The sequence below is a fragment of the Rhodospirillales bacterium genome, from assembly GCA_028824295.1.
Lineage (GTDB): Bacteria > Pseudomonadota > Alphaproteobacteria > TMED109 > TMED109 > VXPW01.
On record JAPPED010000034.1, the window covers coordinates 1 to 22,605 of the forward strand.

The 22,605-nt window shown below is 64.2% G+C and carries 23 protein-coding genes; 10 read left to right on the forward strand and 13 right to left on the reverse strand.

What is annotated here, in order from left to right; all coding sequences use genetic code 11:
• On the forward strand, positions 1-250 hold a 250-nt coding region (locus OXH60_13340; protein MDE0713102.1), incomplete at its 5' end, for a bifunctional methylenetetrahydrofolate dehydrogenase/methenyltetrahydrofolate cyclohydrolase.
• Positions 251-267: 17 nt separating this feature from the next.
• Here the strand turns inward: OXH60_13340 and mutL are convergent.
• Complete coding sequence (gene mutL / locus OXH60_13345) at positions 268-2,085, reverse strand: DNA mismatch repair endonuclease MutL (protein MDE0713103.1); 1,818 nt, start codon at positions 2,083-2,085, stop codon at positions 268-270.
• Complete coding sequence (locus OXH60_13350; protein ID MDE0713104.1) at positions 2,085-3,434, reverse strand: hypothetical protein; 1,350 nt, start codon at positions 3,432-3,434, stop codon at positions 2,085-2,087. The genes mutL and OXH60_13350 overlap by 1 nt, the downstream gene beginning before the upstream one ends.
• Before the next feature lie 148 nt (positions 3,435-3,582).
• On the opposite strand from OXH60_13350, the gene arsC reads away from it, so the two are divergent.
• From arsC to OXH60_13375, 5 genes are all read left to right on the forward strand, one after another.
• Entirely contained in the window at positions 3,583-3,930 is a 348-nt protein-coding gene (gene arsC, locus OXH60_13355; protein ID MDE0713105.1) for an arsenate reductase (glutaredoxin), read from the forward strand.
• Positions 3,931-4,019: 89 nt separating this feature from the next.
• Positions 4,020-6,044, forward strand: coding sequence for a S9 family peptidase (locus tag OXH60_13360; protein ID MDE0713106.1), 2,025 nt, complete (start codon positions 4,020-4,022; stop codon positions 6,042-6,044).
• Positions 6,041-7,276: a succinyl-diaminopimelate desuccinylase gene (gene dapE, locus OXH60_13365; GenBank protein MDE0713107.1), complete on the forward strand. Its 1,236-nt coding sequence runs from the start codon at positions 6,041-6,043 to the stop codon at positions 7,274-7,276. The genes OXH60_13360 and dapE overlap by 4 nt, the downstream gene beginning before the upstream one ends.
• Positions 7,273-8,967: an NAD(P)/FAD-dependent oxidoreductase gene (locus tag OXH60_13370; GenBank protein MDE0713108.1), complete on the forward strand. Its 1,695-nt coding sequence runs from the start codon at positions 7,273-7,275 to the stop codon at positions 8,965-8,967. Before dapE ends, OXH60_13370 begins: the two co-directional genes overlap by 4 nt.
• Before the next feature lie 206 nt (positions 8,968-9,173).
• On the forward strand, positions 9,174-9,803 hold the full coding sequence (locus tag OXH60_13375; protein ID MDE0713109.1) for an SOS response-associated peptidase: 630 nt from the start codon (positions 9,174-9,176) through the stop codon (positions 9,801-9,803).
• A 65-nt stretch (positions 9,804-9,868) separates the two neighbouring features.
• Here OXH60_13375 and ychF read toward each other — a convergent pair whose 3' ends face one another.
• Genes ychF through OXH60_13395 form a run of 4 tightly spaced genes read right to left on the reverse strand, consistent with a single transcriptional unit; the run spans position 9,869 to position 13,229 of the window.
• Positions 9,869-10,966: a redox-regulated ATPase YchF gene (ychF, locus tag OXH60_13380; protein ID MDE0713110.1), complete on the reverse strand. Its 1,098-nt coding sequence runs from the start codon at positions 10,964-10,966 to the stop codon at positions 9,869-9,871.
• Between the two features lie 10 nt (positions 10,967-10,976).
• Positions 10,977-11,567, reverse strand: coding sequence for an aminoacyl-tRNA hydrolase (gene pth, locus OXH60_13385; GenBank protein ID MDE0713111.1), 591 nt, complete (start codon positions 11,565-11,567; stop codon positions 10,977-10,979).
• Positions 11,568-11,591: 24 nt separating this feature from the next.
• The gene (locus OXH60_13390; protein ID MDE0713112.1) at positions 11,592-12,263 is read right to left on the reverse strand and encodes a 50S ribosomal protein L25/general stress protein Ctc; all 672 of its coding nucleotides are present in this window, start codon (positions 12,261-12,263) and stop codon (positions 11,592-11,594) included.
• Between the two features lie 33 nt (positions 12,264-12,296).
• A complete protein-coding gene (locus tag OXH60_13395; GenBank protein MDE0713113.1) occupies positions 12,297-13,229 on the reverse strand; it encodes a ribose-phosphate pyrophosphokinase in 933 nt (310 codons plus the stop codon).
• Between the two features lie 883 nt (positions 13,230-14,112).
• Between OXH60_13395 and OXH60_13400 the strand changes: the two genes are divergently transcribed.
• Positions 14,113-14,343, forward strand: a complete 231-nt coding sequence (locus OXH60_13400) for an acyl carrier protein (GenBank protein MDE0713114.1) — start codon at positions 14,113-14,115, stop codon at positions 14,341-14,343.
• A gap of 173 nt (positions 14,344-14,516) precedes the next feature.
• Positions 14,517-15,419: an alpha/beta hydrolase gene (locus tag OXH60_13405; GenBank protein MDE0713115.1), complete on the forward strand. Its 903-nt coding sequence runs from the start codon at positions 14,517-14,519 to the stop codon at positions 15,417-15,419.
• Between the two features lie 201 nt (positions 15,420-15,620).
• Here the strand turns inward: OXH60_13405 and OXH60_13410 are convergent, their stop codons facing one another.
• Positions 15,621-15,848, reverse strand: a complete 228-nt coding sequence (locus OXH60_13410) for a hypothetical protein (protein MDE0713116.1) — start codon at positions 15,846-15,848, stop codon at positions 15,621-15,623.
• A gap of 144 nt (positions 15,849-15,992) precedes the next feature.
• Here OXH60_13410 and OXH60_13415 point away from each other — a divergent pair, with 144 nt between their 5' ends.
• Positions 15,993-16,379, forward strand: coding sequence for a cytochrome c family protein (locus tag OXH60_13415; GenBank protein ID MDE0713117.1), 387 nt, complete (start codon positions 15,993-15,995; stop codon positions 16,377-16,379).
• Between the two features lie 28 nt (positions 16,380-16,407).
• Positions 16,408-17,013: a carbon monoxide dehydrogenase subunit G gene (locus OXH60_13420; GenBank protein ID MDE0713118.1), complete on the forward strand. Its 606-nt coding sequence runs from the start codon at positions 16,408-16,410 to the stop codon at positions 17,011-17,013.
• 30 nt (positions 17,014-17,043) lie between these two features.
• On the opposite strand, the gene OXH60_13425 is transcribed toward OXH60_13420, so the two are convergent.
• From OXH60_13425 to OXH60_13450, 6 genes are read right to left on the reverse strand one after another with little or no spacing between them, the layout of a single operon-like run.
• Positions 17,044-18,627, reverse strand: a complete 1,584-nt coding sequence (locus OXH60_13425; protein ID MDE0713119.1) for a molybdopterin-binding/glycosyltransferase family 2 protein — start codon at positions 18,625-18,627, stop codon at positions 17,044-17,046.
• Between the two features lie 2 nt (positions 18,628-18,629).
• Positions 18,630-19,328: an XdhC family protein gene (locus tag OXH60_13430; protein MDE0713120.1), complete on the reverse strand. Its 699-nt coding sequence runs from the start codon at positions 19,326-19,328 to the stop codon at positions 18,630-18,632.
• Positions 19,325-19,699 (reverse strand): XdhC family protein, encoded by a 375-nt coding sequence (locus OXH60_13435; protein MDE0713121.1) that lies wholly within the window; start codon positions 19,697-19,699, stop codon positions 19,325-19,327. The genes OXH60_13430 and OXH60_13435 overlap by 4 nt, the downstream gene beginning before the upstream one ends.
• A 17-nt stretch (positions 19,700-19,716) precedes the next feature.
• Positions 19,717-20,895, reverse strand: a complete 1,179-nt coding sequence (locus OXH60_13440) for a VWA domain-containing protein (protein MDE0713122.1) — start codon at positions 20,893-20,895, stop codon at positions 19,717-19,719.
• Positions 20,896-20,897: 2 nt separating this feature from the next.
• The gene (locus OXH60_13445; protein ID MDE0713123.1) at positions 20,898-21,788 is read right to left on the reverse strand and encodes a MoxR family ATPase; all 891 of its coding nucleotides are present in this window, start codon (positions 21,786-21,788) and stop codon (positions 20,898-20,900) included.
• 17 nt (positions 21,789-21,805) lie between these two features.
• Positions 21,806-22,597, reverse strand: coding sequence for a xanthine dehydrogenase family protein subunit M (locus OXH60_13450; GenBank protein ID MDE0713124.1), 792 nt, complete (start codon positions 22,595-22,597; stop codon positions 21,806-21,808).
• Positions 22,598-22,605: the final 8 nt, after the last annotated feature.

Below are 22,605 nucleotides of genomic sequence, written 5' to 3' on the forward strand. Positions count from 1 at the left end.
CCGCCCGGAAATGGTGCGAGGAGACTGGATCAAGCCCGGCGCCACCGTGATCGACGTCGGGATCAATCGGATTGAGCGTGCTGGCGCCAGCCGGCTGGTCGGCGATGTTGCCTTTGACGAGGCGCAGCACGTGGCTGGCGCGATCACCCCCGTGCCCGGGGGAGTGGGGCCGATGACCGTCGCCTACCTCCTGCACAATACGGTGGAGCTTTTTCACCGGCGGCGTGCGGACGGGGCGGCGCAGGCGTGAGGTCGAGGCGCGACGTGTCAATGCCGCCCGAACAGGCGCTCGAGATCCACCCGCTTTAGTTCCACAAACGTCGGCCGGCCGTGGTTGCACTGCCCAGCATTCGGGGTTTTCTCCATGTCGCGCAGGAGTGCATCCATTTCCGCGACGGTGAGGACTCGACCGGCCCGGACCGAACCGTGACACGCCATCGTTGAGCACACCTGCTCGATCCGGTCGCGAAGCGTGCCGGCCGAGCCGTGCTCGAGCAGTTCGTCGGCCAGGTCCTGCAGGAGGTCGGCGACGGCCACGTTTCCGAGGATCGTCGGGGTCGCGTGCACCGCAATGGCCTCGTCACCGCTGGCCGTCAGCACAAGGCCCAGCGATTGCAGCTCCTCGGCACGGTGGCTCAGGATTTCCGCCGCCGCTGGCTCGAGCCGCACCACCTCAGGTGTCAGCAGCATCTGGCTTTGCGGTTCACCCTTGTCGAGGGAGGCCTTGATGCTTTCAAGGACGATCCGCTCATGGGCGGCGTGCTGGTCGACCAGGATGAGCCCGTCGGTCGTCTCGGACACGATGAACAAGCCATGGAGTTGTGTGCGGGCGCGACCCAACGGTGGCTCGGGGACGGAGGCCAAGGGCGCGTCGGTCCCGGATCTGGCGGGCCAGGCGCTTGAAGCTGGTTCGACCCGGACGCCTTCCGTCTTCCCCGCCGGGTGCGGCAGGGACGCGGCGTCAGGAACCGGCGGCGCGGCCGGGAGGCGGGACGCCTGCGGTGCTTCGGTGGGGCGGTCGAAATGCAGCCACGGCGCGGCCCGTGCCCGCCTGAGCGTCTGGTCCGTCATGGTAGTGGAGGGTCGCGGTCCCTCCTCGCGTAGCGCCATACGGACACCTGCCACGATGGCACTCCGGACGGTTTGCGGGTCGCGGAATCTGACTTCTGTCTTGGCGGGATGGACGTTGATGTCCACATCCCGCATCGCCACGTCGATGTAGAGCGCGACCATGGGCTGGCGGTCATGCGCGATCACACCTTGGTAGGCGCCACGGATGGCGCCGTAGAGGACGCGGTCCCGCACCACCCGACCGTTCACGAACAGGTATTGCGCGCGCGTGTTGGCCCGGTTGACGGTCGGCAGTGATGCCAGACCGGAGACGCGGGTGGTTCCCCGCTCGTAGTTGACGTCAACGGCATTGTCTGCGAACGCGTCACCCATGACCGCGCGCAGCCGGTTATCGCGGGCACCGTCGGACCCCGCGGGCACGCGGAGATCGAGTCGGGTGTGGCCGTCAATCTGGAGCTTGAAGGCAGTGCGCGGGTGAGCCATCGCGAGTTCGCGGATGGTTTGGGATACCGCCATCGCTTCCGCACGGTCGGACTTCAGGAACTTGAGCCGCGCAGGAGTGGCGCGGAAGAGGTCGGCAACCGTGACTCGGGTACCCCGCGAGATGGCGGCCGGCGTCACGGGGCCAGTCGATCCGGCGTCTACCGTGATCTCGCAAGCATCCTCGGCGCCATCGGCTCGTGACATCACGGTCAGCCGGCTGACGGAGCCGATCGAGGGAAGCGCTTCACCACGGAAACCCAGGGTCTCGATGGCGAACAGATCGTCGTCGGGGAGTTTTGAGGTTGCGTGCCGCTCCACCGCCAGCGCCAGGTCGACAGCATCCATTCCATGACCGTCGTCGGTAACGGTTATCTCTGTTTTTCCGCCGCTCGCAATGCCAACGGAGATCGCCGCGGCACCGGCATCGAGCGCGTTTTCGATCAGTTCCTTTACGACGGACGCAGGGCGCTCGACGACTTCGCCTGCGGCAATTCGATTGACCGTTCCTTCAGGGAGCCGGCGGATCGGCATTAGTGCTGGACCTGCGTCAGGATATCGATGACGCGCTCCTTGGTGCCCTCCACCGCAGGCTGACCGAAGGGATCGATTCCGAGGATGTCGGCGAGGAGGACGGTTTCGATCATGAGGTGCGCCATCAGGGCACCGTAAGCCACCTGGCTCCGGTGCGCGAACGTAAAGGTACGCACGGGGCGGCCGGAAGCAGACAGGCTCGCGGCAGTCGCATCCGCATGCGCGTTCCATAGGGATTCAAGCCGGTGGGGAAACCAGCCGGGATACCCGACTGGTTCCGCTGGAATGCGGATGTCGAGCGCGGCCGGGGCGCGCAGCAACGTAAACATTTGCCCAGGCGGTCCATCCAGCCAAAGCTGCAACTGGCTGTGCTCATCGTCGGTGCCGTACGCGGTCACGGGGGTAAAGCCCTGGTTGTCTTTCCCCAAGCTTTCGGCCACCAGTTGCCGGTACCACGATTGCAGCGGCTCCATCGCCGATTCGTAGGCGAGCGTGACCAGCGAGGCCGTCCCGTGACGCTCATGGAAGGCGGCCATCGCCGCCGCGGATCGGGCGGCCGAACTAAGACCCTCTCTCGGAAATGCGCGGGCCAAGACGGCTCTTCCGCCAGCCAGGACATCCGCCTTGCCGCTCTCCGATCCGTCTTGGCCGATGGCCGCTGGCAGGAGCCCGGTGATCGTGAACGCGGCGAACCGGCCGCCCACGTCGGCAGGCACATCCAGTACGGGGACCCCGCGTACTTCGGCGAGGGTCCGGAGGGGCGATGATCGAGCTTGAGTCAGGCACACCGTTCGCTGACTGATCGCCTCGGAAGCCAGCGCCTCGCCGTACCAGTCGAGGAGTATTGCGAAATGGGCGAGCGTTTCGGTGGTGCAGCCAGACTTGCTGATGAAGACGCAGCAGACTCGTTCCTGGCCGAAGCGGTTCAGTTTCTCCCGAAGATTCGCGCATTCGTCCGGGTTGATGCTGCCGGCAAACGCGATCGAAGGTCGGATGGAACTGTCCCCACCCGTCGCTAGGGCAAATGCCTTGCCAGCGTGCATGGATCCCCCGCAGCCAACCAGGACCACGAGTTCGGCGTCGCGGGCGAACCGCCGCGCGACGTCGAGATAGGCGCGGGAAGGGGGCCCGGTGTCCAGGGCCGTAAGGAACGGCAGTCCCCCGTCCCGGTATCGTTCTTCCAGCCGTGAGAGCGCGAGCCGGGCCGCTTGCCGGTGCTTCGCTTGCCCGCCCGAGTGATCGCACCATGCCGTCAGGTCGGCGCTGACGTCGGAGGCGTCGGACAGGTCCTGGCGTTCGGCGCACGTCGCGTCCGGGAGGGCATAATTGGTGAGCGGAACGCGGTTCACGGGTACCGCCGGGCCAAAGACCGGCTCACTTGGCAATCTGCCAGGAGTCGAAGCGTCCGCCGGGACCAGCAAGTGCCATTCCCCGCAGGCGTGCAGAGTGATACAAGACCGCAGCCATCACCCTCAAACAAGTTGCGGAGCACTGAGGATGGACACGGTGATTTACCACAATCCCAAGTGTAGCAAGTCCCGCGCGACGCTCGCGCTGCTTCGTGAGCACGGGATCGAGCCCGAGATCGTGGAATACCTGAAGACACCGCCTGATGCCCTGACGCTCACCGAAATTCTTCGCCGACTCGGGATCGCACCGCGTGACCTCATACGCCAGCGGGAATCTGTCTATCGCGAGCGCAATCTCTCTGATCCCAATCTCGACGACACCGCCCTGATCGCTGCCATGGCGGCGGATCCGATCCTCATCGAGCGGCCGATCGTGCTGCACGGCGGCCGCGCCAGGGTCGGCCGTCCACCGGAGTCGGTGCTCGAAATCCTCTGACGTCGGCGAGTGTGCCACGCTGACGGTCGGGTGGCGGCGCACATTGAGCCGGTCGTGATCAAGAACAGTTGCATGGACGGTGGCCCGCTGTGACCCAATCGGCTGACCCGCACGCTTGGCTTCGATGCGCGGACTGGCCAGCTGTCCTGCGCGACCCGGCGGCATTGGAGCCCGGGATTCGTTCCCACCTTGAGCGGGAGAACCGGCGGACGGAGACGGCGCTTCGGCCAGTCGCCACGCTAAAGGATGACCTGGCGCGCGAACTTCGCGCGCGGATCCCGGGCAGGGATGCCGACGTTCCGGTCCCGGACGGGGCGTACGCCTATTACCAGCGATTTGAAGAGGGCGGCGAATACCCGATTCTCTGCCGGGTTCCCGCGGACGGTACGACCGAGGAAGTCTTGCTGGACGGGAACCGAGAGGCGGCCCAAGTCAGCTTCTTCAGGATCGGCGGCGCGCGCCACTCACCCGACCACGGAACGCTGGCCTATGCAGCCGACCGCAAGGGCTCGGAAAAGTACGAAGTGCGGTTCCTTGCGCTTTCTAGCCGAGCGGAACTCGCCGACCGATTGCCGGAGACCCAGGGAGATCTGGCGTGGTCGCTCGATTCCCGGCAGCTGTTCTACACGGTCTTGGATGATCAGCATCGGCCGTGGCAGGTGCGCCGACACCGGCTGGGCGACTCCCCCGATTCGGATGAAACGGTATTCACCAGCCCGTCACCGCAGGTGTTTGTCTCCGTCAGTCGGACCGAAAGCGGGCGCTTCATCCGCATCGATTGCCATGAGCATGCCGATTCTTCCGAGACGTACTTGATCGACGCGTCTCAGCCGGCTTCGGAACCCGTGCCGGTCTGGCCTCGGCGAGAGGGCGTGCGCTATACGGCGTCGGACCACGACGACCAACTGCTCATGCTTACGAACGACGACGGGGCGGAGGATTTCAAGATAGTTCAGGTCCCCATGAACGGGGACCGCACGGAGGCGCACGAACTGGTGCCACATCGTGCCGGTGTCTACATACTCGATATGCAGGTGTTCGCGGACTGGCTAGTCCGGTTGGAACGCGTCGCCGGATTGCCCCGGATCGTGGTCCGCAATCTGCACGACGACGTGGAATACACGATCGATGCAGGAGGGGAAGAAGCCTTCAATCTACAGCTTGTACCCGGAATGGAGTACGAGGGTCGGGCGGTTCGCTACGTCTACAGTTCCCTCACGACGCCAAGCAGAACATTTGATTTCGATCTGCGTGAGCGAACGGCCGTGCTCCGAAAGGAGCAGGAAATTCCCGGCGGACATAACGCGGATCAATACGTTACCAGGCGACTGACGGCGCAGAGTGACGACGGCGCGGAGGTGCCAATCTCGCTGGTGCATCGGCGAGACTTGGTGCTGGATGGCCGCACGCCGCTCCTTCTCTACGGCTACGGTGCCTACGGTCACGCCACGCCGGCCTCGTTCGCCCACACCCGCTTCAGCCTGCTCGACCGGGGGTTCGTCTACGCGATCGCGCATGTTCGCGGCGGCACGGAACTGGGCTACGGCTGGTACCTGGATGGCAAGCTGGAGCACAAGGAGAACAGCTTCACTGATTTCGTTGCGGCGGGACGGGCATTGGTACAGGAGGGGTACACGGCTCGTGGGCGGATCGTTGCGCATGGCGGCAGCGCAGGAGGCCTGTTGGTGGGGGCGTCGCTAAACAGGGAATCCGACTTGTTCGGATGCGTGATCGCGGAGGTGCCGTTCGTCGACGTGCTAAACACCATGCTGGACGCTACGCTTCCATTGACTCCGCCGGAGTGGTCGGAATGGGGCGACCCGATCCGCGATGAGGCGGCCCGGGTTCGAATCGGTTCGTACTGTCCCTACTCCAATGTGTCGGAACGTCGGTATCCGGCCGTGCTTGCGACCGCTGGTCTAACGGACCCGCGCGTCGGCTATTGGGAACCAGCCAAGTGGATAGCAAAGCTTCGAGAACATACGACTTCGGCCGCGCCGGTCCTCTTGTGGACCAATCTCGAGGCCGGTCACGGAGGGTCAGCAGGCCGGTTCGCACGCCTTGACGAGGTTGCACTCGTGTACGCGTTTGCCCTTATGACCGCAGACACATGAATACAGACGCCTCAAGTCCATACGGCCGTCTGGCCGATCCGCTGGAACTCGCCCAGGCGCTGATCCGCTGCCCCAGTGTCACGCCTACCGACGCCGGCGCCCTCGGCGTTCTGGAGGAAGCTCTCGCGGGTCTCGGGTTCTCGTGCAAGCGGCTTTCCTTCGGAGATCCCGATAGCCAGGGTCCAGATGCGCTGGTCGAGAACCTGTACGCCCGCATCGGCGCAGGCCGACCCAATTTCTGCTTCGCCGGCCATACGGACGTTGTGCCGCCCGGCGCCATAGGATCGTGGGACAACGATCCGTTCGCAGGCATCACCCGGAACGGAATCCTGCACGGGCGCGGCGCCTCGGACATGAAGGGCAGCATCGCCGCATTTGTGGCAGCGTGCTCGAGGTTCCTGCGCGGTTCGCACGCGTACGGCTCAATCAGCCTTTTGATCACGGGTGACGAAGAAAAAGACGCACGAAACGGCACAGTTCGGGTCCTGGATTGGATGCAGCGGCACGATGAGCATATCGATGCGTGTCTCGTGGGCGAACCGACCAACCCACAGCGACTGGGCGACATGATGAAAATTGGCCGTCGCGGCAGTGTCAACGCCAATCTGGTGGTTGAAGGCACGCAAGGGCACGTCGCATATCCGGAACTCGCTGACAACCCAATCCCTCGCCTGGTTGCATTGCTTTCGTCGCTCCTGGCGGAGGCGCCGGACAACGGGACCGACCATTTCCAGCCGTCCAACGTGGAAGTTACGTCGGTGGATGTCGGGAATCCAGTCACCAATGTCATACCAGATAGTGCCACGGCGTGCTTTAACGTGCGGTACAGTCCGGCGCACTCGCCCGAGTCGTTGGAAAGGTGGCTGCGTGAGCGGCTCGATCGCGCGGCGGCCGGAACCTACCTGCTGGAACTGGACTGGAGCGGGCCGGCGTTCCTTACCGAGCCCGGCCGGTTGACGGAAGTGATTTCGCGAGCCGTGGCGGATGTGACGGGGCGACAGCCGGAGGCTTCGACGAGCGGCGGCACGTCCGACGCTCGGTTCATTCAGTCGGTTTGCCCGGTGGTCGAGTTCGGCGGGGTAGGGAAGACGATGCACCAGGTGAATGAGCACATTCTGATCGAGGATCTGCGGGCACTTGCGGATGTGTACGAACGGGTTCTCGGGCTTTTCTTCGAGACCGAGGGAGACATTGGCAGGAAGCGGAGCGGCCGGGGGTCGGACGCGGCATGAGCTCGCGGGCGGACGACGATCGTCCTCCGGAGACCGACGTCGAGTTCGACGTGGTCGTCATCGGCGGCGGGTTCGGCGGCATGTACATGTTGCATCGCCTGCGCGGCGTCGGAATGTCGGCACGAGCCTATGAGGTCGCGGACGATGTAGGTGGCACGTGGTACTGGAACCGCTATCCGGGTGCGCGATGCGACGTGGAGAGCATGCAGTACTCGTACTCGTTTTCGGAGGACCTGGAGCAGGACTGGAGCTGGTCGGAAAAGTACGCGTCGCAGCCAGAGATTCTCGAGTACGCCCGGCACGTCGCGGATCGCTTCGATTTGCGGAGGGATATCCGGTTTCGAACCCGTGTGACGACGGCGAGTTTTGACGAGCAAACGCATCGATGGACGGTTGAGACGAACCGAGGAGACCGGGTAACCGGGCGGTTCCTCGTTTCGGCGGTGGGCTGTCTGTCCGCCGCCAACTTGCCGGCCTTCGAAGGGATGGACGACTGCCAGGTGCCGATCCTGCACACCGGGCAATGGCCGCACCGGGGCTTTGACTTTTCTGGTCTCCGCGTCGGTGTGATCGGGACGGGCTCTTCCGCCATCCAGTCCATTCCGGTCATTGCCCGGGACGCCGAGTCGGTGGTCGTCTTTCAGCGCACGCCAAACTACGCGGTTCCGGCACGAAACACGCCGATGAACCGAGACTATGAGCGCAGGGTCAAGGCGAGCTATCCCGACTTCCGTGCCCTGGCCCGCACCCGTATGCCGGCCTTCCTGTTTCAATATGACAAACGCTCGGCTCTGGAGGTGCCGCCTGTTGCCCGCGACCGGCACTACGAGGACTACTGGCGTCGGGGCGGACTTGGATTTCTGGGCGCGTTTTCCGACCTTCTGCTGAACCAGGAATCGAACGACAGCGCCGCGGAATTTGTTCGCGGCAAGATCCGTTCGGTGGTCAAGGATCCGGTGGTTGCCCGGTTGCTGTCGCCCAGCAACGTATTCGGCTGCAAGCGCCTGTGCGTCGATACCGGCTACTACGAGACCTTCAATTTGCCGCACGTGAATCTGGTCGACGTGTCCGAGACGCCGATCCGGTGTTTCACCGAAACCGGCTTAGTGGTCGCTGACCGGCGCTACGACTTCGACGCCATCGTGTGCGCCACCGGATTCGCGGCGATGACAGGATCGCTCGACCGCATACGTATTACTGGTCGAAACGGCATGACATTGAAAGAGAAGTGGAAGGCGGGTCCCAGAACTTACCTCGGCCTGACATCCGCCGGATTCCCGAACTTCTTCACGGTCACGGGGCCAGGAAGCCCGTCGGTCTTGGCCAACATGATGCCTGCCATCGAGCAGCACGTGGACTGGATCACACACTGCCTGCTTCGAATGGAAGAGGCCGGTTCTCGGACCATTGAGCCCTTGGCGGCAAACGAGGATGACTGGGTCGGCCACGTCAACGACGTTGCCAGTGAATCCCTGCGGTCGAGCTGCAGTTCCTGGTACATCGGCGCGAACATTCCAGGCCGTCCCCGCGTGTTCATGCCGTACATCGGTGGATTTCCGGCGTACCTTGAGCGATGCAACTCAGAAGCCGAGTCGGGCTATGCCGGTTTCGCAATTGAGGGTGGAGCGCCTGTAGCGCCGCCACGCGCCTTTCCGTGGACGACAAGGTGGTCAGTGGTGACATCGAATTGACGTGAGCCGTCAAGCGTCCACCATCGGGCGAATTCTCAGTTGCGGCTATGTTTAGTCTGATTCAAGCGTACGAGGATTGCTAGCGGCGACGGGCGGACAGGCGCTTGGTGCCGCTAGGCCGCGCCAACCGGCACCCCCTGCTGCCCACACACGTTCAGGCGTCGTGGGCCGCACCGATTTCGTTGACCCATCCGCGGAGTTCAATTATGTCTAATCCCATGTGTGGCCGATACAGCCTGACCGATCCCGCTGGCGCCCGGCGCGACCTTTTCGGGGACCCGAACGGGTCCGTGCCTGAACCAAACGCCCACATTGCCCCGGGAACGGAGGTGCTTGCCGGCGGACGAAGTGCCGAGGGCCAGATTCGCGCGGCGATACTGTTCTGGGGCCTTTCGTCGGAACGTTCCGAATCGTCTGGTTTGGTCGTGAACGCGCGGGCCGAGAACGTGGCCCGGAACCCGTCATTCAGGGAATCCTTCCAGCGCCGCCGTTGCTTGATTGCGGCGGACGCCTTCTACGAATGGGGGATGCCGGAGGAAGGCGCCCAGATCGCGTGGAAGTTCAGGGCGGCTGACGACGGTTACCTGGCGTTTGCCGGGATCTATCAGCCGTTGCGCTCGGCCAGTGAGGGTGGTCCGGCTACCGGATGCGTGATCGTGACGACGGCGTCGAACGGCCTCGTGGGCCGGGTGCACGACCGCATGCCGGCGATCGTCACGCGGGCCGATTTTGATACCTGGCTGGATCCCGAGACACCTAGGGAAGAATTGCAAGATCTGCTTCGACCTCTTCCCGATGAGGAACTGCAGGCCGAGGAGCTGGAACCACTTTCGTAGTTCCGTCGCCGCGGAGCAGCCGGGTGCCGTCCGCCTGGAAGCACGTTTCATGCAGATGCGTTTCGCTATAGGTTGAAGCGAAACAGGATGACGTCGCCGTCGCGGACAACGTAATCGCGGCCCTCGCTGCGGAGTTGGCCTGACGCGCGGGCCCCTTGCTCGCCACCTGCTTCCACAAACGTGTCGAAGGCTGCTGTCTCCGCGGCGATAAACCCGCGCTCGAAGTCACTGTGGACCACGCCGGCCGCGCTCCCGGCCGCCGTCCCGGCACTGATCGTCCAGGCACGCGTCTCTTTCGGGTTGGCAGTGAAGAACGTGATCAATCCCAGTAGCGCGTAGCCCGCGCGCGCCACCCGAAGGAGCCCCGACTCGGAGAGCCCGACGCTGCCAAGGAATGCCTCGCGGTCTTCCGCAGCTTCGAGCTCAATGAGTTCGGCTTCCAATTGCGCCGACACCAGCAGCAGGTCCGCATCGTGCGTGGCGGCGTGGGCTGCCGCAGCCTGCGTCAGCGCGTTGCCGTGGTGAACATCTGACTCGGCGACGTTGGCAACGAACAACACTGGCTTGTTCGTCAGCAGGCCCAGCTCCCGAAACAACGCCGCATTGCTCTCGTCGGCCAGCTCTCGTGCTGGCTGACCGTCTCCCAGCTGCTGGATGCTGCGTTCCACGATCTCAAGCCGCTGCCGGCTACTTCGGTCGCCGCTCCGAGCCGATTTGATCAAGCGATCCTGGGTTCTTTCCAGAGTTCCGAGATCGGCAAGCAGGAGTTCCGTTTCCACGACTTCTGCGTCTGCCACGGGGTCCGGTCGCCCGGTCACGTGAGTGACGCGGTCGTCGTCGAAGCAACGCAGCACGTGGACGATCGCATCAACTTCCCGGATGCGCGCGAGAAATCGGTTGCCGAGGCCCTCGCCTTGGCTGGCGCCTTTCACCAGGCCGGCGATGTCCACGAAGTCGATCACGGCAGGGGTGCGGACAGCGGATCCGGAAATGGCGGCCAGCCGATCAAGGCGTGAATCGGGAACCGGTACGCGACCAACATTTGGCTCGATGGTGCAGAAGGGGTAGTTGGCTGCCTCCGCGGCGGCCGCTCCGCTTAAGGCATTGAACAGAGTGGACTTTCCGACATTGGGCAGCCCCACAATGCCGCACCGGAATCCCATGGCGGGTGCCTCAGTCTCCCCCCGCCGCGGGCGGCGGTGCATCCAGCACCACACGATTCATAAAGCGATCGTCTTCGCCGCTGACCAGCAGCGGCGCCGAGGTTGCCATCGCGGCCAGCAGCGGTTGCAGCCAGTCAAGTTCGGCCCGACCAAAATCCCTGAGGACATACCGCTCCGCCGGTTCGTCATGGGGCGGACGGCCGATCCCGATCCGGACCCTTCGATAGTCGCGTCCGAGACAGCGATCGATGCTGTCAATGCCCCGGTGGCCGCCACTGCCGCCGCCGTGGCGAACCCGGACTTTTCCGGCCGCGAGATCAAGGTCGTCGTAGAACACCGTTACCCGCGCCGGAGGTACCTTGTAGAACCGGCAGGCCAAACTCACGGACTCGCCCGAGCGGTTCATCCAGGTAAGGGGACACAGCGCCAAGACGGAGGTGCCGTCAATCCGGCCTGAACGGATGGCGCCACGAAATCGCTGCCTCGTACGCCCAAAACGGTGTTCGGCGGCGATCGAGGAAAGCGCCATGAAGCCGGCGTTGTGTCGCTGGCGTGCGTGCGTTGCTCCCGGGTTGCCGAGCCCGACGAAAACCTGGTCCACGAGATCGGCCTCGCGACCGGGTGGCTACTCTTCCGTTGGTGCTTCTTCCAGTTCGGGAGTCTCCTCGAGCTCCTCCCCTTCCTCTACTTCTTCTTCTTCCTCTTCAGCAGTTGCGGCGGAGACCAGCGCGGAAGGTGCGACGATGCTCGCAACCGTGAAATCCCGATCCCCGATGGTGGGCTGCACGGCGGGATCCAGCTCGGTGTGGCTGATATGGAGGCTGTCACCGATTTCCAGTTCCGCGACGTCGAATTCGATTGCTTCCGGGATCAGGCTGGCCGGGCAGTTCACGTTGATGGTGCGTCTGACGATGTTGAGCACGCCGCCGCGCTTGAGGCCAGGGCAGACCTCCTGATTGAGGAACGCAACCGGGACTTCGACGGTGACCCGGGTGTCCGGTCCGACACGCAGGAAATCCAAGTGGACCGGATCATCGGTGACCGGATGGTAGGCGACAGCCTGCGGCAGCACCCGGATCGCGGAGTCCCGGTTCAGATCGATGTCGTACAGCCTGGTTCGAAAGCCTGGTCGCCGGATTTCGCGACGGCTGAAATCGAGATCGATGTCGATGGCGACGGGTTCGAAGTCCTTGCCGTAGATGATGGCCGGCAGCCGGCCCTTTCGGCGGAGCTCCCGTGCCCCTCCCTTGCCGCGAGGTGTGCGCACCTCGGCTTTGATGGTCGACGTGTTTTCCATAGGTCCGTCCCGGGGGCGAACGATGCCCCCGCCTCAGTCAAAGAGGTTGGATACCGAGCGATGATCGCTGATCCGCCGGATCGCCTCGGCGACCAGCGGGACGACCGAGAGTGTCTGGATTTTCGGCGATTTTGCAACCTCGTCGCGCGCGGCGATGCTGTCGGTCACCAGCAGCATGTCCAGCGTGGAACCATCGATCCGCTCAACTGCCGGGCCTGACAGCACACCGTGGGTCGCATAGCACGCAACGCGGCTGGCTCCGGCCGTCGTCAAAGCCTGCGCCGCGTTACAAAGAGTGCCCGCGGTATCGACGATGTCATCCACGATGATGCAAACCCGCCCGCGGACTTCTCCGATGATGTTGACGACTTCGGAGACGTTCTCGCGGTCGCGCCGCTTGTCGACGATGGCCAAGCTGCTGTCCACCCGGGCGGCCAGGTACCGCGCTCGAGCGACGCCGCCGACGTCGGGCGAGACCAGTACATAGGAATCGTTCTGGAACCGCTCCCGGATGTCGGCAGCGATTACCGGCGCGGCGTACAGGTTATCGACGGGGATATCGAAGAATCCTTGGATCTGGTTTGCGTGCAGATCTATGGTCAGCACGCGACTGGCACCGGCCGTCGTGATCAGGTTGGCGACAAGCTTGGCCGAGATCGGTGCGCGGGGCGCCGCCTTTCGGTCCTGGCGCGCATAGCCGAAGTAAGGGATCACTGCCGTAACGCTGGCCGCAGAGGCACGTCTCAGGGCGTCGATGCAGACCAGCAGCTCCATGATGTGATCGTTAGCGGGAGGAGACGTGGATTGCAGCACGAACACGTCCTGGCCCCGGACGTTTTCACGCACCTCGACGAACACCTCGCCGTCCGAAAATCGCCGAACATCGGCAGCTGTCAGCCTGAGGCCCAACTCATCGGCAACCGCGCTAGCGAATTGCTCATTGCTGTTTCCAGCCAGTAGGCGCATGGGCCGCGGCATCCCCGGTGTACCCGCGCCCGTCGTCATCGACCTGCGCAACAAAAAATCTACTCATGCACCGCATCGGGGTAAAGGGACGGGCCGATCAGGAAGTACCGCCAGCGCACGCGTCGAAGGCCTGGAACGGCCCGTCGGACGCCAACGTCCCCGCACCGGTGCGGCGTTCCGGGAACCTGCCGGAAAGGATCGCGTCGCCACCGCCTACCGGCGGCGGATCCGTGCCACCTCGCCGCAGGCCCGCCGTCGCCGCCCCACCAAGACTCCACGCAAGCGACCATCCGGCCGATCGTCATGCCGACGGAAGCCCCGGTGATTGCGCAGTTACTGGCGGCGGGTTCAGGGGGCCCAATGCCCTCTCCGGTCCCGAGCACCGGGCTGGGTAGTCGCTGTCACTGATCAAAGCTTGGATGCCGGCGCGGTTCGCCCATAGTCTTCAGAGTCAGTCAATGCGACCGCGAGTGCTCGCCAGCCGGTTTCTACGAACTTGGCGAGGCTTGACCGGGGCTCCATTCTGGTCGACGTCCCGTTCTCATCGTCTCAGTCCGGCGGTTCGGACTCCGGAACGAGATGTCTTTGCCGCCATCCGTCCGGAGAGTCCGCAATGCGATGGGATTTCCCGCCCGAGGACGTGCGCCCTACAAAGCTCGAACACGACCACAAACGCGCAAAGAATCGATTGGCTTTGCTAGCTGCCTCGATGCCGTGTCGTCACGGTCAATCGGGCTTGCGAACGCGAATAGAGTGCGCTCGTTGCGGTTTGCCTTCCCGCCATATGCCGTCATCTATCAATGATGGGGCGACCGTCCGGGATGGCAAAAGATGATACATTGGGTGCGTCGTCCTTGCCTTAACTCATAGAGGAAACCGACCCATGTCGTCCACGGAAGCCCGCCTTAGGACCCTCATCAGGGAGAATCTCGACTTGGACCATGAACCTGACTTCGACCTGCAGTTCAGTGAAGTCGGGGTTTCTTCCATCGATGCAGTGGCATTCTACAAGTTGGTCAACGATGAGTTTCAGCTAAACATGGTGGCGGAGGATTGCTTGCAATTCCGGACCCTGCGGGATCTGGTCGCGCATATTGATTCGCGCGCGGGCTGAAGCTTCCTTGTCGTTCGTGTACGTCTATTCGATATCGTACTTGCTGCAGCTTGAGCCGGGCTGATCGTCCTTTGGTTGGGCGGCAGTTACCGCCTGCACGGAGTGCCGGACTGTCGCCCGGCGTGGCAGGCGTATCGGCCAAGTGATGCTATCGAAAGGCAGATGGCGAACCCATGAGGACTGAAGCAGCGTGGGAACTACCAGAGCCGATTTCAACTTGCCGGGTGGAGATAGACGACCAGACAACGACGACCGTGCGACAGCACGGCAATCCTGATGCAGACGTCCGGATTGTCTTGAGCCACGGAAGCGGGCTCGCCGCCGACCTCTACTATCCCTTTTGGTCGCTGCTGGCGGACGATTTCGACCTGTTCATATACGACCTCAGAAATCACGGTTGGAATAGTGTTGGCGCGCGACGAGATCACAACATCCCAAGATTGATTCACGATCACGACGTCATTCTCGAATCCATCGACCGCAACTTCGAGATGAAACCGACGGTGGGCATCTTTCACTCACTTTCCACGCTCGTGCCGCTTCTTTCCTTCACCAAACGCTACTCGGCGCTCGTACTGTTCGAACCGCCGCTGTGCAAACCAGGTGCCAGTCAGCTGGAGCTTCATGATGCCGCTGAACACGCTGCCGCGCTGATCAGGAAGCGGGGACATCGATTCAAGACACGAGAAGAGTTTTCCGATTTTCTTCGTCTGGTACCAACTTTCGCTCGGGTTCTGCCCGGAGTGCGGGAATTGATGGCCCTGACAACGTTACGAAAATCCGCAGACGGCGAAGGCTACGAGCTGCGTTGTCCAAGGGAATATGAGGCCCAGCTCATGGATTACGGTCGCAGCTTCTTTCCGCTGCTGAACCTCGATTTGCTGTCATTCCCGACGAAGGTCATCGGCGGTGATCCGACAATCCGAAATACGTATCTGCCCACATTTGATTTGGAACACGTTTCGGCTGTCGATTACGACTTCGTACCCGAGGCGACGCACCTGCTTCAACTGGAAAAACCCGCAGAATGCGTAGCCGTCACCCGAGCGTTCCTGGAACGGCTGGCGATCGTGTAGGGGTCAGATCTGCCATCGACGGACGGGCCGCCGCAAAGCCCGCGGTTGGATTGAGAGGCGTGTCTATCGTCCAGTTCCGGATGATCCAGTTTTTCTTGCCAGATTCGTCGAGGGTCGGTGCGCCAATCCGCTAGCCTGCAGCTCGACCAAGTCGGACAATCCAAGCTCCCCAACTGGAGGCTCTACACCCCTCGCTTGGATTTAACCGAGCGTGGCGAGGTGGCCACAGCGCTTGTGCACCCGCTCGAACTCCATACGGAGGTCGTTCATGAGCATCGGTTCGATCAGTCGAACCGGTAGGCGTCCAGCAGTGTCCCGCGCATCGGCGCGTCCCGTTCCGAGCGCAGGGTCAGCGGTCAGCTCCTGCGGGCGCAACGGAGGCACGGCTCGGGTCGCACCGTGACGGGGCGGTGCGTTCGGAAACTGCACGGTTTCTCCCGGGCTGGTCCCGGCCGCTCCGTGGATTTGGTGTTGTCGTTGCTCTATTCGAAAACTATCCTCCCCGCAGTTCGGCGGCGACGCCCCGAACACCCCACGCTCTCGGTACGTTCATTTCATGAAGGGTTTTCGCCCATGATTCGAGTTCTCACGGTCGCGGCCGTTCTTGGCGCCTTGGCCATTTCCAGCATGGCTTCGGCAGGCGACGTCGCGAATGGCGAGAAAGTCTTCCAGAAGTGCAAGGCGTGTCATACCGTTGACGAAGGGGGCAAGGATCGCGTCGGTCCCAACCTCTGGGGAGTCTTTGATACGGCCCTGGGGACCAATCGGCCTGACTACAAGTACTCCAAGGGCCTGAAGGCGTTGGGCGAGGAAGGCAAGACCTGGACCGACGAGTTGATGGACACGTGGATTACCAATCCGAAACAGGTAGTTGCCCGCTCGAAGATGATCTTCCCGGGCCTGAAGAAGCCTGACGACCGCGCGGACGTCATTGCGTACCTCAGACAGTTCGGCGGTTAGGCGGGCACCAAGCTAGGAGCCCCCGACCATCGACTTCAGCGGGCAATTCCAGATCCCGGCGCCGCGGGCCCGGGTCTGGGATGCCCTGAATGATCCGGATGTTCTGAAGCAGTGCATTCCCGGATGCGAGCATCTGGCCTCGGTGGGTCCCGACGCGTTCGAAGCTCGGGTTCGGGCCCGGGTGGGTCCGGTATCGGCAGCGTTTTCCGGGTCAGTCAAGCTGTCGGAAGTACAACCTCCCGAGAGCTATGTCCTGGTCGGCGAAGGCAAGGGTGGGGCCGCCGGCTTCGCGAAGGGATCGGCGCGCGTAGCGTTGGCCGAGAGTGACGACGGCGGAACCGTACTGAGTTACACGGTGGAGGTCGGTGTCGGCGGCCGTCTGGCCCAACTGGGTTCCCGGCTGATTGGGGGCGCGATGGACCAGTACTCCACCTCGTTCTTCAATTCCTTCGCCGACATCGTTGCGGCGGAAGCGGCACCGGCAGAGGCTTCCTCCCATGACGCGCCGGTGAAGGATTCGGTTTCCTCGCGAGAAGAGCCTCCAGCCCGTGGCTCACGTCCTGGCTGGCAAACTCCGCTGCTCGTGGCCTTGGGGATACTGGCGGTGCTCTTGGTGCTGGCGTCGTTCAGCTGATCGACGACTCCGATTTGGGCCGCTGAGCCCTCAACAACTGCGCCGCTTTGCCAGGGCCTCGGGGGTGTCGAGGTCGACCAGCGGGGCGCTCGTGCCGCACTCGACCTCACACACTGCCTCGTCGTTGGAGTCCACGACGTGACGGGCGCCCGTGTCGCCGGTCACCCGCAGGATCTCCGCGAAGTACTGGCGCGCGAACAGCACCGGATTGCCGCGGGTCCCGTTGTGCGTGGCGACCACGATACCCCGCCCCTCAATCGGATCGAACGCGGCCATCAGCTGGTCGACCAATCCGGCGTCCACGTCCGGCATGTCGGCCAGCATCAGGACGGCCCCATCGTGGCCTGCGGGAACTGCCGCAAGGCCCGCATGCACGCTCGACGAGAGCCCTTCCCGGAAATCGCTGTTGTGGACGAGTGTGACGTCCAGCCCGTCCAGGACCGCCGCGACTTTGTCCGGTTGATGGCCCGTTACAACGATGATCGGAGCGGCTTCAGAGGCGATGGCGGCGCTGGCAGCCCTGGCAACCAGAGGTTGGCCGTCGACTGACTCCAGAAGCTTGTTGCCGCCTCGCATTCGCTGCGACCGGCCTGCGGCCATGATCACGGCTGCAATTCGCGGGGCCCGGCTCTGACGCCGGCGCGCGGCCGTTTTCTTCAGCAGGCCGCCGGCTCCCATGGCAATGACAGCGGCCGAGTCCACATCGAGATCAGCAGCAAATCGTTCGAGAACCATGTCCAGCCCGTTGCGGGCGGGAGCTCTCGCGCAGCCGGGCAGACCGATGACGGGCGTGGACTGCAGGGTGCCCAACAGGAGCAGGTTGCCCGGGTCCACCGGCATGCCAAAGTGATCGATCCGTCCGCCAGCCCGTTCAATGGCCGCCGGGATCACGTCTCGCCGGTCGACGATCGCCGAGGCGCCACTCACGAGTACCAAATCCGGCTTGCCAAGGAGTGCTTCAGTCAGGGCGTCGGCCAGCTGTGCCGTTTCGTGTGGGACCGTGCGTTCTTCGGCCACCGTGCCACCGAGTTCCACGATCCGGTTGCCGACACCGGTCCGGGACAGCTTCAGAAGTTTGGGCGTTGTGTCGGAAAGGGTCGTCAGCACATGCCCGACCGAGAGGGGCCGGAACGGCGCTACGGAAAGCAGGCCCTCGGCAGACATGCAGGCGGTTTCGACGTCGCCCCTGGGCACGGCAAAGGGAATGATCTTGATCGTCGCGATGAGGTCACCGGTTCGGACTCGCGCCCCATCGGCCAGCGTTGCGATCGTGATGGCTTCCGAAACCAGATTGCAGCGTCGCATGGCGCCGGCATCGACCTGGACGAGGCCGTCGGCCGTTGCCATGACGTTGACACGCCCACCGAACGGCTTGCGAATTTGAGTGCCTGCGCTGGCGGCCGCCTTTGCGAGCGCGGTGGCTGCCGTGTCTTCTTCCATGTCGTCGGGGCCGAGCCGGGCCACCGTCACTCGATCGATGCCAGCCTGGCACAAGGCGTCGATGTCGGCAGCGCTCAGTACGCGACCTTTGCGGAACCTGGTGCCGGCCACCCGAAGCGAATGGGCCAGGATGGCTCCTTCGCAGTTCGAGGCCGGCTGCAGGCCGAAATCCACGGTCAACTCGCCGCCGCACCGCCGCGCCGCACGCTTACGACTTGGGCGAGAATGGCAGCGGCGATCTCGGCTGGAGCCCGCGCGCCGATCGCCAGTCCAACCGGTCCATGGATACGGGCGATCTCGGAATCCGAGAAGCCTTCCCGGCGGAGGCGCTTGCAGCGGGCCGCATGCGTGCGCGTGCTGCCGAGCGAACCCACGAAAAAGGCAGGACTTCGAAGCGCAACGCCGAGGGCCGCGTCGTCCAGCTTTGGGTCGTGGGTGAGCGTGATCACGGCTGTGCGGGAGTCCGGCCGGAGCGATGCCATCGCCTCGTCGGGCCAGAGGTCGACAACCTCGACGCCCGGGAACCGCGCGGCAGTGGCGAACGCACTCCGCGGATCGATCACGATGGTGTCAAATCCAGCCAGAACCGCCATCCTCACCAGCGGCTGGGCAATGTGGACGGCCCCGACGACGACCATCCGGTGCGGCGGGGTGTGGACATGGACGAACCACGTCTCACCGTCGGCCACGACGGTCCCGCTCTCGTCGTCCGCGAGCCGCCGCGAGGCGTCCGCCACAGCCTCCTCGGGTAGGGAGGGGTCCGCGCCGTCGTGCGACACGACCCCCTGCGCGCCATCACTTACTCTGGTGACAACGGCGAGCGGTTGGCGGGCGGCACGTGCCTCGAGAATCCGTGCTAGCGTGGCGTCCTTCACGGGGAGTCGCCAACCCGTTCGACAAGTACCTTGATCCGGCCGCCGCACGCGAGTCCGACTTCCCAGGCGCGTTCGTTCGTCACGCCGAACTCGAGGAGGCGGGCCTTGCCGTCGGCCATGGCCGCCTGAGCTTCACCAATCACGGCTCCTTCGATGCATCCGCCCGACACCGAGCCGACGATTTCGAGATCGGCATTGACGGCGAGCTGACTTCCCGGCTGACGGGGACTGGATCCCCACGTGGCGACGACGGTGGCCAGCGCGACAGGGTGGCCCGCCTGCCGCCAACGCCGCGCTTGGGCGAGTACTTCGTCCGTCGGGGCTGCCTGGGTGGCGGCATCTTCCCGCGGCGGCGGAGCGGAATCCGTCATGATTGTTCCCGTAACGATCAGGCGTGGCGGACAGGCGTGGTGGCCAGAGAATCTGCCAGGGCACGCAGGCTGTCGAGAGTATGGACTGTCCGGGACTCGTCAACGTGAGCTGCGATCGCGGCCATTCCTCCGGCGCGTGGCTCGAAGGCAGCGTAGCGCATGAGCGGATTGAGCCATACGAGGCGACGGCACGAGCGCCGCAGAAGCGCGGCTTCGGCTCCGACATCCACGCCCGGATCGCGCTCGAGGCCGTCGGTCACCAGCAAGACCACCCCGCCGTCGGTGAGAACCCGGCGGGACCAATGCCGATTGAATGACCGCAACGCCGCTCCGATACGGGTACCGCCGGACCAGTCATGCACCTGACTCACGGCGCGCTGCACTGCGCGGTCAGGATCACCCTGGCGGAGAGCCCGGGTGACGTCGGTCAGGCGTGTACCGAAGACGAAACTGAACACTCGACGCCGGGTCTGGCCCAACGCGTGCATGAAGTGCAGGAGCATGCGGGTATAGGCGGACATGGAGCCGGAGATGTCGCACAGCACGATCACGGTGACCGGGCGGGTGCGACGCTGGCGAAGCTGCAGGCGCAGCGGAATGCCGCCGGTTCGCGACGCTAGTCGAAGGGTACCGCGAAAGTCGATGCCGTCCCGTCCTGCCCGCGTGGTCCGGAAGCGTCGCGTCGGTAGGTCGCCCAGCGGCCGGACCAGCCTCTGGACCGCGTCCTGAGCCGCCTGCATCTCTTCCACGCTCATGTCTGCAACGTCGATGGAACCCAGCCGTTCCAGTCGGGATGCACTGAGGGCAGCCGTGGTCGGAGGGGATTCTCGACCATCGCTTGACGGGGGCAGCGCGCCGAGAGCCTCGGCGACCCGCCGTTGGGCCGGAGCAGGGCGACGACGCTTCCCGAAGACGTTCGACTGGCCGACCGGTTCGAGGGCGATCCCCTGCCACAGCGCACGAAATGCGTCATCAAACACATCGACGTCGGCGGCGCGGCGCACCAGGGTGGCACGAAGGCCCCAGTAGACGTCGTCACGCCGGCGGAGGCCAACCGTTCGGAGCGCGGTCGCCGCCGCGATGCCGTCGGCGGGCCCGAGTGTCATGCCGGCACGACGGAGCAGTCGAATGAACGTGAGCAGATTGGCCGCAATGTGTCCGCCTCGACGCCCGCTTGCGGGGTCGGGGGTTACCATGCTCAGGCTGCTTTCCGGTGTGCCTCGGCCAGGAGGCGCGCGGCCTCCGGCCCCCGGACCTGGTCGATGTCGTCCTGGTACTTCAATAGCACGCCGAGAGTCTGATCGACGGAGTCGTCCTCGAGTCGCGTGCAGTCCAGCGCGATCAATGCATGCGCCCAGTCCAGCGTTTCGGCGGTACCCGGAGGTTTGAACAGATCGGTCGAGCGCAACTCTCGGACGAAGGCGACCACTTCCCGTGCCAGCGTGGGCGGTGCCTCCGGCTGACGAACTCGGAGAATTTCGAACTCGCGGGCGGCATCCGGGTATCCCACCCAGTGGTAGAGGCAGCGCCGTTTGAGGGCATCGTGGACCTCGCGAGTCCGATTGGACGTGAGAACGACCGGCGGCGGACTGGCCGCAACGACGGTGCCGAACTCAGGAATGGTGACTCGAAAATCGGAGAGCAATTCAAGCAAGAGTGCTTCGAAGGGGGCGTCGGCGCGATCGACTTCATCGATCAGGAGTACCGGCGGGCCGTCCTCGTGGGCTTCCATGGCCTCCAGCAGGGGGCGGCGCACCAGGAATTGGTCGGTGTACAAGTCGGGCGGATCGTCGTCGTTCTTCACCGACTGGAGGGCCAGCATCTGCGCCGGGTAGTTCCACTCGTAGACGGCGCTCGCGAGATCGAGACCGTCGTGGCAGGAGAGCCGCACCAGCTTGCGCCCGAGTCCGGTCGCCAGCACGTTGGCGATTTCCGTCTTGCCCACGCCGGTTTCACCCTCGAGAAGCAGGGGACGTTCCATGCGCAAGGCCAAATAGACGACCGTGGCCAAAGCCCGGTCGGCGACGTAGTGGCCCGCCTGCAGCAGTTCCAACGTGGCGTCGACCGAAGCCGGCACGGCGTGTGGCATTTTCAGGGTGTCCCGCGCTAGCAGGCTGCGACGGCCCGCTTCGCCATGATGCCGATTAGGTGTGCGCGGTAAGCGGCGCTCGCGTGCAGGTCGCTGGTGAGGCCTGCTTCGTCCACCGGTACGCCGGCCGCCGCTTCGGGGGTGAATGATGCGTCGAGGGCAGCCTCGAACGCTGGATAGCGGGCGGCATATGGCCCGGCGCCGGTCACTGCCACGCGTACCCCGTCAGCGTGTCGGGCGACGAACACGCCGACCAGCGCAAATCGTGAAGCTGGATTGGGAGCCTTTTGGTAGCCCGCCTGGGCTGGTGTGGCGAAGCGGACGGCAGTGACGAGCTCGCCGGGTGCCAGCGCGGTCGAGAAAAAGCCCGTGAAGAAATCCGCCGCGGCGATCGTGCGCCGGTTGGTGATCACTTCTGCGTCAAGCGCCAACAAGGCCGCCGGATAGTCGGCCGCAGGGTCTGCATTCGCGATGGATCCGCCAATGGTTCCCCGGTTCCGAACGGCCGGGTCGCCGATGCGGCTGGCAAGCTCCGCCAGCGCCGGCATGCGGTCTGCAACCAACGCGGAGGCGGCAACTTCGGCGTGGGTAGAGGAGGCTCCGATCCGGAGTCGGCCATCCTCTTCGGAGATGCCGCGCAATTCCTCGACGCCTCCGAGGTCGATCAGGTCGCTGGGATTGGCGAGGCGAAATTTCATCGTAGGAAGCAGTGTCATGCCGCCAGCGAGATAGCTGCCGTCTTCCGTGGATGCGGCGAGCTGGACCGCAGCGTCCAGGGTGGCCGGCTGATGGTAGGTGAAGCGATACACGGGTCGGC